This is a genomic window from Streptomyces sp. NPDC059255, from assembly GCF_042752355.1.
In the GTDB taxonomy this organism is placed as follows: Bacteria; Actinomycetota; Actinomycetes; order Streptomycetales; family Streptomycetaceae; genus Streptomyces.
Map to the genome: position 1 here is coordinate 1 of NZ_JBHYZP010000015.1, position 17,079 is coordinate 17,079.

General features: G+C 70.4%; 12 protein-coding genes. 11 read left to right on the plus strand and 1 reads right to left on the minus strand.

The window, feature by feature from the left end:
• Nucleotides 1-88: 88 nt before the first annotated feature.
• Entirely contained in the window at nucleotides 89-1,072 is a 984-nt protein-coding gene (locus ACFXKG_RS18915) for a hypothetical protein (protein ID WP_384839881.1), read from the minus strand.
• A gap of 134 nt (nucleotides 1,073-1,206) precedes the next feature.
• On the opposite strand from ACFXKG_RS18915, the gene ACFXKG_RS18920 reads away from it, so the two are divergent.
• The 11 genes from ACFXKG_RS18920 to ACFXKG_RS18970 all read left to right on the plus strand — a co-directional run bounded on the left by ACFXKG_RS18920 (nucleotide 1,207) and on the right by ACFXKG_RS18970 (nucleotide 16,817).
• A complete protein-coding gene (locus ACFXKG_RS18920; protein ID WP_384839885.1) occupies nucleotides 1,207-3,828 on the plus strand; it encodes a valine--tRNA ligase in 2,622 nt (873 codons plus the stop codon).
• Nucleotides 3,829-3,977: 149 nt separating this feature from the next.
• Complete coding sequence (locus ACFXKG_RS18925; protein WP_384839888.1) at nucleotides 3,978-5,528, plus strand: bifunctional folylpolyglutamate synthase/dihydrofolate synthase; 1,551 nt, start codon at nucleotides 3,978-3,980, stop codon at nucleotides 5,526-5,528.
• Between the two features lie 5 nt (nucleotides 5,529-5,533).
• A complete protein-coding gene (locus ACFXKG_RS18930; RefSeq protein ID WP_382897683.1) occupies nucleotides 5,534-5,887 on the plus strand; it encodes a DUF4233 domain-containing protein in 354 nt (117 codons plus the stop codon).
• Between the two features lie 98 nt (nucleotides 5,888-5,985).
• Entirely contained in the window at nucleotides 5,986-6,399 is a 414-nt protein-coding gene (gene ndk / locus ACFXKG_RS18935) for a nucleoside-diphosphate kinase (RefSeq protein ID WP_365813822.1), read from the plus strand.
• Between the two features lie 248 nt (nucleotides 6,400-6,647).
• The gene (locus ACFXKG_RS18940) at nucleotides 6,648-7,667 is read left to right on the plus strand and encodes a rod shape-determining protein (RefSeq protein WP_329827104.1); all 1,020 of its coding nucleotides are present in this window, start codon (nucleotides 6,648-6,650) and stop codon (nucleotides 7,665-7,667) included.
• Between the two features lie 157 nt (nucleotides 7,668-7,824).
• Nucleotides 7,825-8,907: a rod shape-determining protein MreC gene (gene mreC / locus ACFXKG_RS18945; protein WP_384839892.1), complete on the plus strand. Its 1,083-nt coding sequence runs from the start codon at nucleotides 7,825-7,827 to the stop codon at nucleotides 8,905-8,907.
• Between the two features lie 11 nt (nucleotides 8,908-8,918).
• Complete coding sequence (gene mreD / locus ACFXKG_RS18950; RefSeq protein ID WP_365813819.1) at nucleotides 8,919-9,587, plus strand: rod shape-determining protein MreD; 669 nt, start codon at nucleotides 8,919-8,921, stop codon at nucleotides 9,585-9,587.
• A 97-nt stretch (nucleotides 9,588-9,684) separates the two neighbouring features.
• Nucleotides 9,685-11,859, plus strand: a complete 2,175-nt coding sequence (mrdA, locus tag ACFXKG_RS18955) for a penicillin-binding protein 2 (protein ID WP_384839896.1) — start codon at nucleotides 9,685-9,687, stop codon at nucleotides 11,857-11,859.
• A 3-nt stretch (nucleotides 11,860-11,862) separates the two neighbouring features.
• Entirely contained in the window at nucleotides 11,863-13,062 is a 1,200-nt protein-coding gene (gene rodA / locus ACFXKG_RS18960) for a rod shape-determining protein RodA (RefSeq protein ID WP_384839899.1), read from the plus strand.
• A 63-nt stretch (nucleotides 13,063-13,125) separates the two neighbouring features.
• Nucleotides 13,126-14,712, plus strand: coding sequence for a CHAD domain-containing protein (locus ACFXKG_RS18965; RefSeq protein ID WP_384839902.1), 1,587 nt, complete (start codon nucleotides 13,126-13,128; stop codon nucleotides 14,710-14,712).
• A gap of 176 nt (nucleotides 14,713-14,888) precedes the next feature.
• Nucleotides 14,889-16,817 carry a TIGR03960 family B12-binding radical SAM protein gene (locus ACFXKG_RS18970; protein ID WP_384839905.1) on the plus strand — a complete coding sequence of 643 codons (1,929 nt, stop codon included), beginning with the start codon at nucleotides 14,889-14,891 and terminating at the stop codon, nucleotides 16,815-16,817.
• Nucleotides 16,818-17,079: the final 262 nt, after the last annotated feature.

The window sequence follows — 17,079 nt, forward strand, 5'->3', positions numbered from 1 at the left end:
GGCCGGATCCGATCCGGCCGGGCGCCCCTTCGTCGTACGCCGGGCCGTACGGGCCGCTCCCGTAGGGCCCGTTCCCGTACGGGCTCCGCTACTTGATCTCGGTGCGGACCTCGTCGCGCAGCTTCGCGGCCTGCGTCGCCGCGTCCTCCAGGGGCATGCTCTTGCCGGTGAGGACACCGGCCGCGTCGCTGTAGACCACGTACGCGACCGTGCTGTGGTCGCCCCACACGCAGACCGGCGCGGTGACGCTGCTGGGGGTGCCCGCGGTGGCGCCGGTGCCCAGGCCGACCTTCATCTCCTGGCACTTCATGATGCCGTTCTCGAACCCGTCGGGCGTGAACTCCTTCGGCTCGCCGACGAGTTCGACCTTCCCGGCGCCGCTGCTGTCGCCGCCGGCGCTCTGCGACTTCTCCGTCGACTTGGCGAACATCTCGTCGACGACCGCCGCCGGGTCGTCGATGGTGCCGTAAACACCGCTGAACTGGAGCTTCTTCGTCGTGGTGCCCGCGCCGGCCTTGTACGCGCCGGTGACGTTCTCGGGGTCGGCGATTCCCCACCCCTCGGCTTCCTTCTTGTCGCTGTCGGTGAAGGAGGTGCTGCCGGACGTGTCCCCGTCCTTGGAGAACTCCCCGTTCAGCACCGTCGCCGGCGTCGTCAGCTCGTACTTCTTGCCGTCGTCCGCGACCGAGCCGCCGCCCCCGCCCGACGTCAGGAAGTACGCGCCGCCGGCTATCACCGCGAGCGCCACCACGGAGACCCCGATGATCAGCCCGGTCTTCTTCTTCGGGGCACCCGGCGGAGGCGGGTAGGCGCCGCCGCCGTACGGGGGCTGCTGGCCGGTCTGCTGACCGTACGGGCCAGGGGGCTGCTGGGCGTACGGGTTCGGCCCGCCCTGCTGCGGGTAGCCGTACGGCGGCTGCTGGGGCGCGCCGCCCTGGGGGGCCTGCGGCGGGTAACCGTAGCCGGGCTGCGGCGGTCCCTGCGGCGGCTGCTGGCCGTACGGGCCCGGCTGACCGTACGGTCCGGGCTGCTGAGGCTGCCCGCCGTACGGGCCCGGCTGGTTGTAGCTCATGTGCGCTGTCCCCTCGATTTTTATCCTTTACCGACATCCTGACGGAAGAGGCGGCCGCGCGGGCCGCCGGGGGCTGCACCGTTACATGACAACTCGTTTCAGTACACCGCTGTGACACCTCTAAACTGAGCCCCGTGACCGAGAATCCACAGCAGCAGCCAGCCAGCAACCCCGAACTCCCGACCCAGTACGTCCCGGCCGAGGTAGAGGGGAAGCTGTACGAGCGCTGGGTGGACCGCGGTTACTTCGAGGCGGACGCGAAGAGCGAGAAGCCTCCCTTCGCCGTCGTCATCCCGCCGCCCAATGTCACCGGCAGCCTGCACCTGGGCCACGCCTTCGAGCACACGCTCATCGACGCCGTCACGCGCCGCAAGCGCATGCAGGGGTACGAGACGCTGTGGCAGCCCGGCATGGACCACGCGGGCATCGCCACGCAGAACGTCGTCGAGCGCGAACTGGCCAAGGACGGCAAGTCCCGGCACGACCTGGGACGTGAGGCGTTCGTCGAGCGCGTCTGGCAGTGGAAGGCCGAGTCCGGCGGGCAGATCTCCGGCCAGATGCGCCGCCTCGGCGACGGCGTCGACTGGTCGCGTGAGCGCTTCACCATGGACGAAGGTCTCTCGCAGGCCGTCCAGACGATCTTCAAGAAGCTCTACGACGACGAGCTGATCTACCGCGCCGAGCGCATCATCAACTGGTGCCCGCGCTGTCTCACCGCGATCTCCGACATCGAGGTCGAGTACCAGGACGACGACGGCGAGCTGGTCTCGCTCAGGTACGGGGACGGCGACGACTCCGTCGTCGTCGCGACGACCCGCGCCGAGACGATGCTCGGGGACACGGCCGTCGCGGTCCACCCGGACGACGCCCGGTACGCGCACCTCGTCGGCAAGCAGATCAAGCTGCCGCTCACCGACCGTACGATCCCGGTCGTCGCGGACGAGCACGTCGACCCGGAGTTCGGCACGGGCGCCGTCAAGGTGACCCCGGCGCACGACCCGAACGACTTCGAGATCGGCCGCCGCCACAACCTGCCGAACATCACGGTCATGGACGAGCGCGCCGTCATCACCGTCCCAGGCCCCTTCCAGGGCCTGGACCGGATGGAGGCGCGCAGCGCCATCGTCGCCGCGCTGCGGGCCGAGGGCCGGATCGTCGCCGAGAAGCGCCCGTACAGCCACTCCGTCGGGCACTGCTCGCGCTGCAAGACGACCATCGAGCCCCGGCTGTCCATGCAGTGGTGGGTCAAGGTCGGTCCGCTGGCGCAGGCCGCCGGCGACGCGGTCCGCGACGGCAGGGTCGCGATCCACCCGAAGGAGATGGAGCCGCGCTACTTCGCGTGGGTCGACAACCTCCGCGACTGGTGCATCTCGCGCCAGCTCTGGTGGGGCCACCGCATCCCCGTCTGGTACGGGCCGGACGGCGAGACGGTCTGCGTCGGTCCCGACGAGGAGGCGCCGACCGGCGAGGGCTGGACGCAGGACACGGACGTCCTCGACACCTGGTTCTCGTCCGGGCTGTGGCCGTTCTCCACGCTGGGCTGGCCGGAACGGACCGAGAGCCTGGAGAAGTTCTATCCGAACTCCGTTCTGATCACCGGCTACGACATCCTCTTCTTCTGGGTCGCCCGGATGATGATGTTCGGCCTGTACGCGATGGACGGCACCCCGCCGTTCCACACCATCGCGCTGCACGGCATGGTCCGTGACGAGTTCGGCAAGAAGATGTCGAAGTCCTTCGGGAACACGGTCAACCCGCTCGACTGGATGGACAGGTACGGCTCGGACGCGGTCCGGTTCACCCTCGCGCGCGGCGCCAACCCGGGTGTGGACGTCCCGATCGGCGAGAGCTGGGTCCAGGGGTCCCGGAACTTCGCCAACAAGGTCTGGAACGCCACGCGTTTCGCGATGATGAACGGCGCGACCGTCGAGGGGCCGCTGCCCGACCCGGCCGACATGTCGGCCACCGACCGGTGGATCCTCTCCCGGCTCGGCGCCGTGGTCGCCGAGGTCGACGCGTACTACGAGGACTACCAGTTCGCGAAGCTCTCCGACGCCCTCTTCCACTTCGCGTGGGACGAGGTCTTCGACTGGTACGTCGAGCTGTCCAAGACGGTGTTCTTCGCGGGCGGCGAGCCCGCGAAGGTCTCCGGACGCGTCCTCGGCGAGGTCCTGGACACCACCCTGCGCCTGCTCCACCCGGTCATCCCCTTCGTCACCGAGACGCTGTGGACCACGCTCACCGGCAAGGAGTCCGTCGTCGTCGCGGAGTGGCCGGCCGACAGCGGGTTCCGGGACGCGGCGGCCGAGCGGGAGATCGTGCACCTCCAGCAGGTCGTCACCGAGGTCCGCAGGTTCCGCGCCGACCAGGGTCTCCAGGACGGCCAGAAGGTCCCGGCGCGCCTGGACCTCTCCGGTACGCCGCTGGCCGCGCACGAGGCGGCCGTCCGCCAGGTGCTGCGGCTCCAGCCGGAGGGCGAGGGGTTCCAGGCCACGGCGACGCTGCCGGTCGCGGGCGCCACGGTCGCGCTGGACCTCTCCGGCACCATCGACGTCGAGGCGGAGCGCAAGCGGCTGACGAAGGACCTCGGCGCGGCCGGGAAGGAGAAGGCGCAGGCGCTCGCGAAGCTCGGCAACGAGGCGTTCCTCGCCAAGGCGCCGGACAACGTGGTCGACAAGATCCGCGGCCGGCTCGCCAAGGCGGAGGCGGACATCGAGCGACTCACCGCGCAGGTGGCGGCGCTCCCGGAGAGCTGACGCCCTCGCTCGTACGTTCCCGTACGGCATGGAACGGATCCCCCTGACCGGCACCGGTCGGGGGGATCCGTCGTCCTGCGGGGGCGTCCGGGCCGCCGGGGGAGGGGCGCGCCGGAGCCGGTGTCGGTGGTCCTCCGTAGACTGGCCCCGTGAGCGAGCACCGTCCTTCCGACCAGCCCGGCGACGACAGTAATTTCGACGAGTCCGACGCGTTCGACGAGTCCGACGCGTTCGACGAGATCACCACCGCCGCGACCGACCGAGACCCCGACCTCGCGGTGATCGAGGCCGGCAGCCGTACGCTGCGCACCCAAGGCGGGCAGCCGGGGGGCGACGGTGTCCCGGCCCGTCCCGAGGACCCCGAGGTGGACCGCGCCCTGCGCGCCGTCGAGCAGGAGCTGGCGGGGCGCTGGGGCGAGACGAAGCTCGACCCGTCGCGCGCCAGGATCGAGGCGCTGATGAACGTGCTGGGCGACCCCCAGCGCGCCTACCCGACGATCCACATCACCGGCACCAACGGCAAGACGTCCACGGCCCGGATGATCGAGGCGCTGCTCGGCGCGTTCGATCTGCGCACCGGCCGCTACACCAGCCCCCACGTCCAGTCGATCACCGAGCGGATCAGCCTGGACGGGGCCCCGATCCCCGCCGAGCGCTTCATCGAGACGTACGAGGACATCAAGGCGTACGTCGAGATGGTCGACGGCATGCAGGAGTACCGGCTCTCGTTCTTCGAGGTGCTGACGGCGATGGCGTACGCGGCGTTCGCGGACGCCCCGGTGGACGTCGGTGTCGTCGAGGTCGGCATGGGCGGCACCTGGGACGCGACGAACGTCATCGACGCGTCGGTCGCCGTCGTCACCCCGATCGACCTGGACCACACGGACCGGCTCGGCTCCACACCCGGTGAGATCGCCGCGGAGAAGGCCGGGATCATCAAGGACGGGGCGACGGTCGTCCTGGCGCAGCAGCCGGTGGACGCCGCCCAGGTGATGCTGAAGAAGGCCGTCGACATGGACGCGACGGTGGCCCGCGCGGGCATGGAGTTCGGGGTGGCCGCCCGGGAGATCGCGGTCGGCGGCCAGCTGCTGACGCTGCGCGGCCTCGGCGGTGAGTACGAGGAGATCTTCCTCCCCCTGTACGGGGCGCACCAGGCGCACAACGCGGCGGTGGCGCTCGCGGCGGTGGAGGCGTTCTTCGGGATCGGCGCCCAGCACGCGCGGCGGCTCGACCTCGACACGGTCCGCAAGGCGTTCGCGTCGGTGTCCTCGCCGGGCCGGCTGGAGGTCGTACGGAGCTCGCCGACGGTGGTGCTGGACGCGGCGCACAACCCGGCGGGCGCGCGCGCCGCGGCCGACGCGGTCACCGAGTCGTTCGGTTTCAGCCGGCTGATCGGTGTGGTGGGGGCGAGCGACGACAAGGACGTCCGCGGGGTGCTGGAGGCGCTGGAGCCGATCTGCACGGAGATCGTGGTCACGCGTAACTCCAGCCATCGCGCGATGGACGTGGACGAGCTGGCGGGTATCGCCGTCGAGGTCTTCGGCGAGGACCGCGTCCAGGTGGAGACGCGCCTCGACGACGCGCTGGAGGCGGCGATCACGCTCGCGGAGGAGGAGTCCGAGTTCTCCGGCGCCGGGGTGCTGGTGACCGGGTCCGTGATCACGGTCGGCGAGGCCCGGCTGCTGCTGAAGAGGGGCTGAATTCGGTGCGAACACTCTGTGCGTCGACGTTGATCGGTGAGTTCTTCGTGATCGGGTTCGCCGGTCTGGTCGCCATGAAGTCGGACGACCTGTCGGTGGGCACGGTCTGGACGGTCTGCGGTGTCGCCATGCTGTTCTCGCTGCTGCTCTGCGGGATGATCACCCGCCCCGGCGGGGTCCAGCTGGGCTGGGCGCTCCAGGTGGGCCTGGTCGCGAGCGGTTTCGTGGTCCCGGCGATGTTCGTGCTGGGGGTGCTGTTCGCCGCGCTGTGGTGGGCCTCGGTGCACTACGGCCGGGTGATCGACGAGGCGAAGGCCCGCTGGGCCGCGCAGGCATCAGCAGAGGCTGACGCTGCGTAACCGGTGGTGCGGGGTGCCCTGTAGCCTCTGAGGTCCCGGATCGCGCCTCCGAGGCCCGGTTCCCGGCACCCCGCATTCCCACAGAAGGAGCCCGTACAGTGAGCCAGCGCACGCTCGTCCTGCTCAAGCCCGACGCCGTACGCCGTCATCTCGTCGGCGAGATCATCGGCCGGATCGAGCGCAAGGCGGACTGGACCCTGATCGCGCTGGAACTGCGCACGCTCGACCAGGACACGCTGGAGCAGCACTACGGCGAGCACAAGGGCAAGCCGTTCTACGAGCCGCTGGTCGCGTTCATGGCGTCGGGCCCCGTCGTCGCGCTCGTCGTCGAGGGCGAGCGGGTCATCGAGGGGGTCCGCGCGCTCTCCGGTCCCACTGACCCGATCGCCGCGGCTCCTGGGTCCATCCGGGGGGACTTCGGGACCATCGTCCGGGAGAACCTGATCCACGCCTCGGACTCCGAGGAGTCCGCCATTCGGGAACTGAAGATCTTTTTCCCGGGTCTTTCCTGACCGAGTGTCAGCCAAACGGCGCTGACGACCTGGGGCGACCGAAGGAATTCGGTCGCCTTTGGGTATATCCAGGCCACTTCCGGGAACGAGTCGGTCCAACAATTCGTCACCGTTACAGAGGTGGGCCAGCGAGCCGCCGTCGCTCCGACGGCACTACGATGGAAGCCTCCACGCCACAGCACCCACCTCGCCGTCCTGATAAGCCGTCAACGCTTGGGAAGGCCAGACGCATCCTCATGGGGAACCACATGTCGTTCATCGGCCGTGACATGGCTGTCGACCTCGGGACCGCCAACACGCTGGTGTACGTCAGGGGCCGCGGGATCGTACTCAACGAGCCGTCCGTGGTCGCCATCAACACCAACACGGGCGGCATTCTCGCGGTCGGCTCCGAAGCCAAGAAGATGATCGGCCGGACACCGGGCAACATCGTTGCCGTCCGGCCGCTGAAGGACGGCGTGATCGCCGACTTCGAGATCACCGAGCGCATGCTGCGCTATTTCATCCTCAAGATCCACAAGCGCCGCTACCTGGCCCGCCCGCGCGTCGTCGTCTGCGTGCCCTCGGGTATCACCGGGGTCGAGCGCCGCGCGGTCATCGAGGCGTCCACGCAGGCGGGCGCGCGTCAGGTGCACATCATCGAGGAGCCGATGGCCGCGGCCATCGGCTCGGGACTCCCCGTTCACGAGGCCACCGGCAACATGGTCGTCGACATCGGTGGCGGCACCACCGAGGTCGCCGTCATCTCGCTCGGCGGCATCGTCACGGCGCAGTCCATCCGCGTCGCCGGCGACGAGCTGGACAACGCGATCATCCAGCACATCAAGAAGGAGTACTCGCTCCTCCTCGGTGAGCGGACCGCCGAGAGCATCAAGATCACCATTGGGTCGGCGTACGACCTCGACAAGGACGAGCACACCGAGATCCGCGGCCGTGACCTGGTCTCCGGCCTGCCGAAGACCGTCGTCATCTCCGCCGCCGAGGTCCGCAAGGCCATCGAGGAGCCGGTCAACGCGATTGTCGACGCCGTGAAGACGACGCTCGACAAGTGCCCGCCCGAGCTCTCCGGCGATGTGATGGACCGCGGGATCGTGCTCACCGGCGGCGGCGCCCTGCTGCGCGGTCTCGACGAGCGGCTGCGCCGGGAGACCGGCATGCCGATCCACATCGCGGAGGATCCGCTGGACTCCGTCGCGCTGGGATCCGGTAAGTGTGTCGAGGAGTTCGAAGCGCTCCAGCAGGTACTGGACGCCCAGCCCCGCCGGTGACGGAACCGCCACGATCCGCCGAACGGGTGCAGGACCTCCCGTCCGGCGGATCGTTGATTCCGGCAGCTCGTTGAGATACGCAGACATACACGGGCATACCCGCGCCACCGACCGACAGATACCACCCATTCCTACGAGGAAGGCACGGCCGCCGCACGTGAGGGACACACGAGAGAGCCGTCTGCTCTTGGTGCTGCTGATCGCCATCGCGTTCGCACTGATCACGGTGGACATCCGCGGCGGTGAGGATTCCCCCGTCGACGGCGCGCGCCAGGCCGCCGCCACGGTGTTCGGTCCGGTGGAGAACGGTGTCGCGGCGGCGGTGAACCCGGTGGGCAACGCCATAGGAGCCGTACGGGACTCCGGCTCGCGGCACACCCGGATCGCCGCCCTGGAACGGGAGAACACCGAGCTGAAGCAGCGGCTCGGCAGCGACGCCCGCAACCGCAGCCAGGTCCGCGAGCTGGACAAGATGCTCCAGCGGGCCGGCGCGGGCCAGTACGGCATCAAGGGCGCCCAGGTCATCGCCATAGGAGCGGCCCAGGGCTTCTCCTGGACGGTCACCATCGACATGGGCCGGGACGACGGCATCGCACGCGACATGACCGTGCTCAACGGCGACGGCCTGGTCGGCCGGGTCACCACCGTCGGCCCGAACACCGCCACCGTCCTGCTCGCCAACGACCCCGGGTTCACCGTCGGCACCCGGATGGAGGGCTCCGACGAACTCGGCTTCGCCACCGGCCAGGGCGACCGGCCGCTCTCCGTACAGCTGCTCAACGGCAAGGCGAAGATCCGGAAGGGCGACCGGCTGGTCACCTTCGGATCCAGCAAGGACAAGCCGTTCGTGCCCGGCGTGCCGGTCGGCGAGGTCGTCCGCGTCGACCCCTCCGGCGGCGACCTCACCCGTACGCTCTCGGTGCGGCCGTTCGTCGGCTTCACCAAGCTGGACATCGTCGGCGTCGTCGTCGAGGCGCCCCGCGAGGACCCGCGGGACACGGTGCTGCCGCCCAAGTCCAAGCCCGTCCCGACGCCCACCGTCACCGTGACGGTCACCCCCTCGCCGGACGGCGACGGGAACGTGGACGTCAACGCCGAGGCCGACGGCAATCTCGACGTCAACGGGAACGCCACCCCCATCACCGGAGCCACCCCCGGCGCCGATCCCGATGCCGCCCCCGATCCCGGCGCGGGTGACACGGGCAACGGCAACGGCCAAGCGGCAGACGACCAGGAGTAGGGCTGATCCCCATGCGCTTCAACCGGATTCTGCTCTCGACCACCCTGGTCGTGGTCGCCCTCGTCGTCCAGGTCTCCGTCCTCGCCCGGCTCCAGCTCCCCGGCGCCGTACCCGACCTGATGCTCCTCGTCGTCCTCGCCCTGGCCTTCGTGTACGGGCACGTCGGCGGCGCGTTCATCGGCTTCGGCGCCGGTCTGCTCTCCGACCTCGCGCCGCCCGCCGACCACGCCGCCGGACGGTACGCCCTCGTCCTCTGCGTCATCGGCTACGCGGCCGGACTGGTACGCCCCGAGAAGGGCCAGATCCGCTCGGCGCTCGCCCCGATGACCGCGGTCGTCGCCGCGGCGATCTGCTCCACCCTGCTGTACGCGGGCGTCGGAGCCCTCGTCGGTGACACCGCCGCCCGCCATGTCGGCCTCGGCGGGCTGATCCTCACCGCCGCGATCTACGACCTGCTGCTCGCCCCGTTCGTCGTCCCGCTCGTCATGGCGCTGGCCAGACGCGCCGACAATGACCCGCTCGCCGAGTCCCGGGACAGCGGGGCCGGCGACATGGCCTCCGGCTGGGCCACGTCCGGCACCGGGCTGCGGATCGGCGGCCAGCGCGGCGGACTGCGGCTGCGCAGCGCCCGTAACCGCGCGGCGCGAGCCGGACGGATCAAGGGGGTCAAGCGGCTGTGACAGCGACAGCACCGTTCATCCGCACCGCCCGTAGTGCCCGCACCGCCCGCACCGTTCGTAGCGCCCACACCGTCCGTCGCGCCCGTGGGGGGTCGCAGTGAGCAACATCCCGGAGACCGGGCGGACCCCCCGGGTCCAGATCCGGCTCGTCGTCATCCAGGTCCTCGTCTTCTCGCTCCTGCTCACCCTCGGCGGCCGGCTCTGGTACCTCCAGGTCCGCAACGGCCAGGAGTACACGGACGAGGCCAAGAACAACCACGTCCAGCAGGTCATCCAGCCCGCCGTCCGCGGCTCGATCCTCGACACGCGCGGGGTTCCGCTCGCCGACAACGAGACCCGCCTCGTCGTCTCCGTCAGCCGCACCGAGATGATGAAGATGAAGGACGACGGCAAGGGCGTCCTGACCGCCCTCGCCGAGGTCCTCGGCATGAAGCCGCAGGACGTCATGGCCAAGGTCCGGCTCTGCGACGCGAAGACCCCCCAGCCCTGCTGGAACGGTTCGCCCTACCAGCCGATCCCCGTCACCGACAAGGCCACCACCCAGCAGGCGCTCCAGATCCGCGAGCGCTCCGAGGACTTCCCCGGCATCACCGCGGAGCCCACCGCCGTACGCCGCTACCCCGCGCCGGGACTCGCCAACACCGCCCAGGTCCTCGGCTATCTCTCGCCCGTCACCGACGAGGAGATCACCAAGGCGCGGAACAGCGCCTCGCCGTACCTCCGCTCCGACCAGGTCGGCCGCTCCGGGCTGGAGCGCACGTACGACAAGCAGCTCCGCGGCAAGGCCGGCGTCACCCGGTACGAGGTCGACAACCTCGGCCGGGTCATCGGCCAGGCGCAGAGCGACCGGGCCGAACCCGGCGCCAATGTCGTCACCTCGATAGACGCCCGCGTCCAGGCCGTCGCCGAGTACGAGCTGAACGAGGCGATGAAGGCCGCCCGCCAGGAGCTGGACCGCAACACCAACGAGAACTACAAGGCCGACTCCGGCGCCGTCGTCGTCATGGAGGCCAAGACCGGCCGGGTCGTCGCGATGGCCTCCCAGCCGACGTACGACCCCAACTCCTGGGTCGGCGGCATCTCAGTCAAGGACTATCAGCGGCTCACCGGCAAGAACTCCAACTTCCCACTGCTGAACCGCGCGATCCAGGGCCAGGCCGCCCCCGGCTCGATCTTCAAGGTCGTGTCGTCGACCGCCGCCGTCAACGCGGGCTACCCCTTCGACGGCAACTACCCGTGCCCCAGCTCGTACAACGTCGGCAGCCAGGTCTTCAAGAACTTCGAGTCCAAGGGGTACGGCGCGATCACCATCGGCCGGGCCCTGGAGGTCTCCTGCGACACCGTGTACTACGGCCTCGCCCACAAGGAGTGGCAGAAGGACGGCGGCACCAAGCCGAAGAAGAACGCCAACGACTGGTTCTACAAGACCGCCCACCAGTTCGGCCTCGGCAAGGAGACCGGCATCGACCTCCCCAACGAGGTCAGCGGACGCGTCCCGGACCGCCAGTGGAAGCAGAAGTTCTGGGAGGCCAACAAGGCCGGCTGGTGCAAGCAGGGCAAGAAGGGCGGCACCTACGTCCAGCAGCTCGCCTACGAAGGCTGCCTCGAAGGCAACCTGATGCGCGCCGGTGACTCCGTCAACTACTCGATCGGCCAGGGCGACACGCTCGTCACCCCGATCCAGATGGCCACCATCTACTCGGCCATCGCCAACGGCGGCACCCTCTACAACCCCACCGTCGGCAAGGCCGTCATCAGCCCCGACGGCAAGCACGTCGAGGAGATTCCGCCGAAGTCGCACGGCAAGCTGCCGATGAACAAGAAGACACGCGACGAGATCGACGAGGCCCTCGCGGGCGTCGCGACCCGTGGCTCCGCCGCCTGGCGGTTCGGCGGCTGGCCGCAGGACAAGATCCCGATGCACGCCAAGACGGGTACGGCCGAGGTCTACGGCAAGCAGACGACCTCGTGGTTCGCCTCGTACACCGAGGACTACACGATCGTCATGACGATCGCCCAGGGTGGTACGGGGTCCGGAGCCTCCGGGCCGGCCGTCCGGAAGATATACGAGGCGATGTACGGACTGAACGAGAAGGGCGACCAGAACCTCACGAAGGCGCTCATGCCCACCCCGCGCACCGCACTGCCCACGATCCAGCCGGACGGCTCGATCGACGCCCCGAAGGTCGCACCGTACGAGCCGGAGCCCGAACTCCCGGCCGACGAACAGGCACTGGCGGGTCCGCCCGCGGCGCCGGGCCGGAGGGACTGAGCGATGGCCGGTACAAGCGGCTTCTCGGTCTCCGGCTACGGGCCGGAGCGCGGGACCTGGGCGAGGCTCTCGGCCCGTGACTCGATGGTGCGGCGGCTCGACTGGCCGCTGCTCTTCTCCGCGCTCGCCCTGTCGGTCCTCGGCTCCCTTCTGGTCTGGTCCGCGACCCGCAACCGCACCCAGCTCAACCAGGGCGACCCGTACTACTTCCTCTTCCGCCACCTCCTCAACGCCGGTATCGGGGTCGCCCTGATGATCGGCACGGTCTGGCTCGGGCACCGCACCCTGCGCGGCGCGGTCCCCGTGCTGTACGCGCTCTCCGTGGCGCTGGTCCTGCTGGTCCTCACCCCGCTCGGCGCGACGATCAACGGCGCCCACTCGTGGATCGTGATCGGCGGGGGCTTCACCCTCCAGCCCTCCGAGTTCGTGAAGATCACGATCATCCTGGGCATGGCGATGATGCTCGCGGAACGGGTGGACGCGGGGGACCAGCTCCATCCGGACCACCGCACCGTCGCGAAATCCCTCGGCCTCGCGGTGGTGCCGATGGTCATCGTCATGCTCATGCCGGACCTCGGTTCGGTGATGGTCATGGCGGTCATCGTGCTCGGCGTCCTGCTCGCCTCCGGCGCCTCCAACCGGTGGATCATCGGCCTGGTCGGCGCGGGCGTGGCCGGCGCCGTCGCGGTCGCCGCGCTCGGGGTGCTCGACGAGTACCAGATCAACCGCTTCGCCGCCTTCGCCAACCCCGAGCTGGACCCGGCGGGCGTCGGCTACAACACCAACCAGGCGCGCATCGCCATCGGCTCCGGCGGACTCACCGGCACCGGGCTCTTCCACGGCTCGCAGACCACCGGCCAGTTCGTCCCCGAACAGCAGACCGACTTCGTCTTCACGGTCGCGGGCGAGGAGCTGGGCTTCCTCGGCGCCGGGCTCATCCTCGTCCTCCTCGGTGTCATCCTCTGGCGCGCCTGCCGGATCGCCCGCGAGACGACCGAGCTGTACGGGACGGTCGTGGCCGCCGGGATCATCGCCTGGTTCGCCTTCCAGTCCTTCGAGAACATCGGGATGACGCTCGGCATCATGCCCGTCGCCGGGCTTCCGCTGCCCTTCGTGTCCTACGGAGGCACCTCCATGTTCGCCGTCTGGATAGCGGTCGGCCTGCTCCAGTCCATCCGGGTCCAGCGGCCCATAACGGCATGACCCGAGCCCGCCGGTCCGGTCGCGGGGGTGCCCGAAGGCACCCCTGACGGCTAAATTCGGTACATGGCGGACAGCAAGCGTGAGATCGAGCGAAAGTACGAACTACCCGAGCGACCGGACCACGCGGAGCCCCCGGACACCGACGCGGGCCCGGCGGGCCAGGACACCGAGGGGGCGCCCGCACTGCCGGACCTCACCGGCGCCCGAGGGGTCGCCGTCGCCCGTGACCACGGCGTCCAGGACCTCGACGCCGTCTACTACGACACCCCCGGCCTGCGGCTGTACGCCGACGCCCTCACCCTGCGCCGCAGAACCGGCGGCGACGACGCGGGCTGGCATCTGAAATTCCCCGTCGCCGCCGGCATCCGCGACGAGATCAGGGCGCCGCTCTCCGACACCCTCCCGCCCGAGCTCGCCGGGCTCGTCCGCTCCCGCGTCCGGGACGCCGAGCTGATCCCCGTCGTACGGCTGCGCACCGCACGCGCGGTGACCGCGCTGCTCGACGCGGACGGCGCGCAGCTCGCCGAGGTCGCCGTCGACACCGTACGGGCCCGGCGCCTGCCCGGCACCGGCCGCGAACCCGCCGCCACCACCTGGACCGAGGTCGAGGTGGAGCTGGCCGACGGCGCGGATCCCGCCGTCCTCGACGCCGTCGAGAAGAAGCTCCGCAAGGCGGGACTGCGCCCGGCCACCGCCGCCTCGAAACTCGGCAGGGCGCTCGCGACGGGCGGGCGGGCGGCGGCCGGGTCCCCGGCCGCGCCGGTCACCGCCGGGGACCACATCCTCGGCTACCTGCGCGACCAGGTCACCGCGATCGTCGCCCAGGACCCCGCCGTCCGCCGCGACCTGCCTGACTCCGTCCACCAGCTCCGCGTCGCCACCCGCCGGCTGCGCTCCGCGTTCCGCACGTACCGCACGGTCCTCGACCGGGCCGTCACCGACCCCGTCGGCGAGGAGCTGAAGTGGCTCGCCGCCGAGCTGGGCGTCGACCGTGACCACGAGGTCCTCAGCGAGCGGCTGGCCGCCCATGTCGACGCCGTGCCCGGCACCCTGCTGCTCGGCCCGGTCCGCGCCCGGCTGCGGATCTGGACGGCCGGCGGGCGCACCGGCTCCCGGGCCAGGACCGTCGCCGTACTCGACAGCGAGCGCTATCTGACCCTCCTCGCCACCCTCGACGCGCTGCTCGCGGCCCCGCCCCTGCGGCCGGGCGCCGCGAAGGCGCCGGAGAAGGTGCTCCCGGGGCGGATCAACCGGGCGTACGACCGCCTCGCGGCGCGGATCGAGACCGCGCTCGCGCTGCCGCAGGGACCGGAACGCGACCTGGCGCTGCACAACGCCCGCAAGGCCGCCAAACGGGCTCGGTACGCGGCGGAGGCGGCCACCCCCGCCCTGGGGAAGCCCGCCAAACGGTTCGCGCGGCGGATCAAGGCCGTACAGACGCTCCTCGGTGACCACCAGGACAGCGTCGTGGCCCGCGAGGTGCTGCGCGATCTCGCGGCCCGGGCGCACACGGCGGGCGAATCCGCGTTCGTCTGGGGGCTGCTGTACGGGCGGGAGGAGGCGCTGGCCGACCGGCGGGAGCGCGAGCTGCCGCAGGTGTGGGCGGAGGCGTCGGAACCGGCACTCCGCGCCCGGCTAGGGGGCCGCTGAGCCGGGCTCCGGGCAGGACGGCCGCGCGGGACGGCCTGCGGGATCGCGCGCGGGCCCCGCACGCGTCTCGCGAGGGCGGGCGAGCGGCGGGTGCTTCCGGCCGCGTTAGGCTGGGAGGCCGCCCCTGTCCGCCCAGCCTGCCGGTCCACACCTGTCAGCCCACGAAAGATTCCGTGATGCCTGTCACATCGGTCTTCCCACAGCTCGAAGCTCTGCTCCCGCATGTGCAGAAGCCGATCCAGTACGTCGGGGGTGAGCTCAACTCCACCGTCAAGGAGTGGGACGACACCGATGTCCGCTGGGCGCTGATGTACCCGGACGCGTACGAGGTCGGACTGCCCAACCAGGGCGTCATGATCCTGTACGAGGTGCTGAACGAGCGCGAGCGCGTCCTCGCCGAGCGCACCTACAGCGTCTGGCCGGACCTCGAAGCGCTGATGCGCGAGCACGGGGTGCCGCAGTTCACCGTCGACGCGCACCGCCCCGTCTCCGCGTTCGACGTCTTCGGGCTGAGCTTCTCCACGGAGCTGGGCTACACGAACATGCTCACCGCCCTCGACCTGGCCGGGATCCCGCTGGCCGCGAAGGACCGTACCGTCGACCACCCCATCGTGCTCGCGGGCGGCCACGCGGCCTTCAACCCCGAGCCGATCGCGGAGTTCATCGACTGCGCGGTCATCGGCGACGGCGAGCAGGCGGTCCTGGAGATCACCGAGATCATCCGCGCCTGGAAGGCCGAGGACCGCCCCGGCGGCCGCGAGGAACTCCTCTTCCGGCTCGCGCGGACCGGCGGCGTCTACGTCCCGGGCTTCTACGACGTCGAGTACCTCCCGGACGGCCGCATCGGCCGCGTCGTACCGAACCGCTCCGGTGTCCCGTGGCGGGTCTCCAAGCACACCGTCATGGACCTCGACGAGTGGCCGTACCCCAAGCAGCCGCTGGTGCCGCTCGCCGAGACCGTGCACGAGCGGATGTCCGTGGAGATCTTCCGCGGCTGCACCCGGGGCTGCCGCTTCTGCCAGGCCGGCATGATCACCCGCCCGGTGCGCGAGCGCTCCATCACCGGCATCGGCGAGATGGTCGACAAGGGGCTGAAGGCCACCGGCTTCGAGGAGGTCGGACTGCTCTCCCTCTCCTCCGCCGACCACAGCGAGATCGCGGACGTCGCCAAGGGACTCGCGGACCGCTACGAGGCCGACAAGATCGGGCTCTCGCTGCCCTCCACCCGCGTCGACGCGTTCAACGTCGACCTGGCCAACGAGCTGACCAGGAACGGCCGCAGGTCGGGTCTGACCTTCGCCCCCGAGGGCGGCTCCGAGCGGCTGCGCAAGGTCATCAACAAGATGGTCTCGGAGGAGGACCTGATCCGTACGGTCTCCACGGCGTACGGCAACGGCTGGCGCCAGGTGAAGCTGTACTTCATGTGCGGACTGCCCACCGAGACCGACGAGGACGTCCTCCAGATCGGCGACATGGCCGTCAACGTCATCGCCGAGGGGCGCCGGGTCTCCGGCCAGAACGACATCCGCTGCACCGTCTCCATCGGGGGCTTCGTCCCCAAGCCGCACACCCCGTTCCAGTGGGCGCCGCAGCTCAGCGCCGAGGAGACCGACGCCCGGCTGGTCAAGCTGCGCGACAAGATCCGCGGCGACAAGAAGTACGGCCGCTCGATCGGCTTCCGCTACCACGACGGCAAGCCCGGCATCGTCGAGGGCCTGCTCTCCCGTGGCGACCGCCGCGTCGGCGCGGTCATCCGGGCGGTGTACGAGGACGGCGGCCGGTTCGACGGCTGGCGCGAGCACTTCTCGTACGACCGCTGGATCGCGTGTGCGGACAAGACGCTGCCGGAGTCCGGCGTGGACGTCGACTGGTACACGACACGCGAGCGCACCTACGAGGAGGTCCTGCCCTGGGACCACCTGGACTCGGGGCTCGACAAGGACTGGCTCTGGGAGGACTGGCAGGACTCGCTGGACGAGACCGAGGTCGAGGACTGCCGCTGGACGCCGTGCTTCGACTGCGGGGTCTGCCCGCAGTTCGACACATGGCCACAACTGAGCGAGAGCGGCAAGAAGATGCTCCCGCTGACGGTCAAGAAGCCCTAGTGACCAGCGGAGATGCTGTCCGTCGGATGGCTGAGTCGCTCGCGGGCATGACCGATACGGAGCGGGCCGAGATCCTTCGAGGGCTCGGGGCGAGGCAGCGTGAGCAGGCTTCGCGCACGCTGCGGCGAACGCCGCTCCCTGCTCCTCGGCGAGACGGCGGGCGCATCGTCTCGGCCGTGGAGTGGGTGTAGGAACTCGGGGGCGCCCGGACTGGATCCGTCCGGGCGCTTTCTGCTGTCTTGGGTGATGGCCTTCGAGGCTG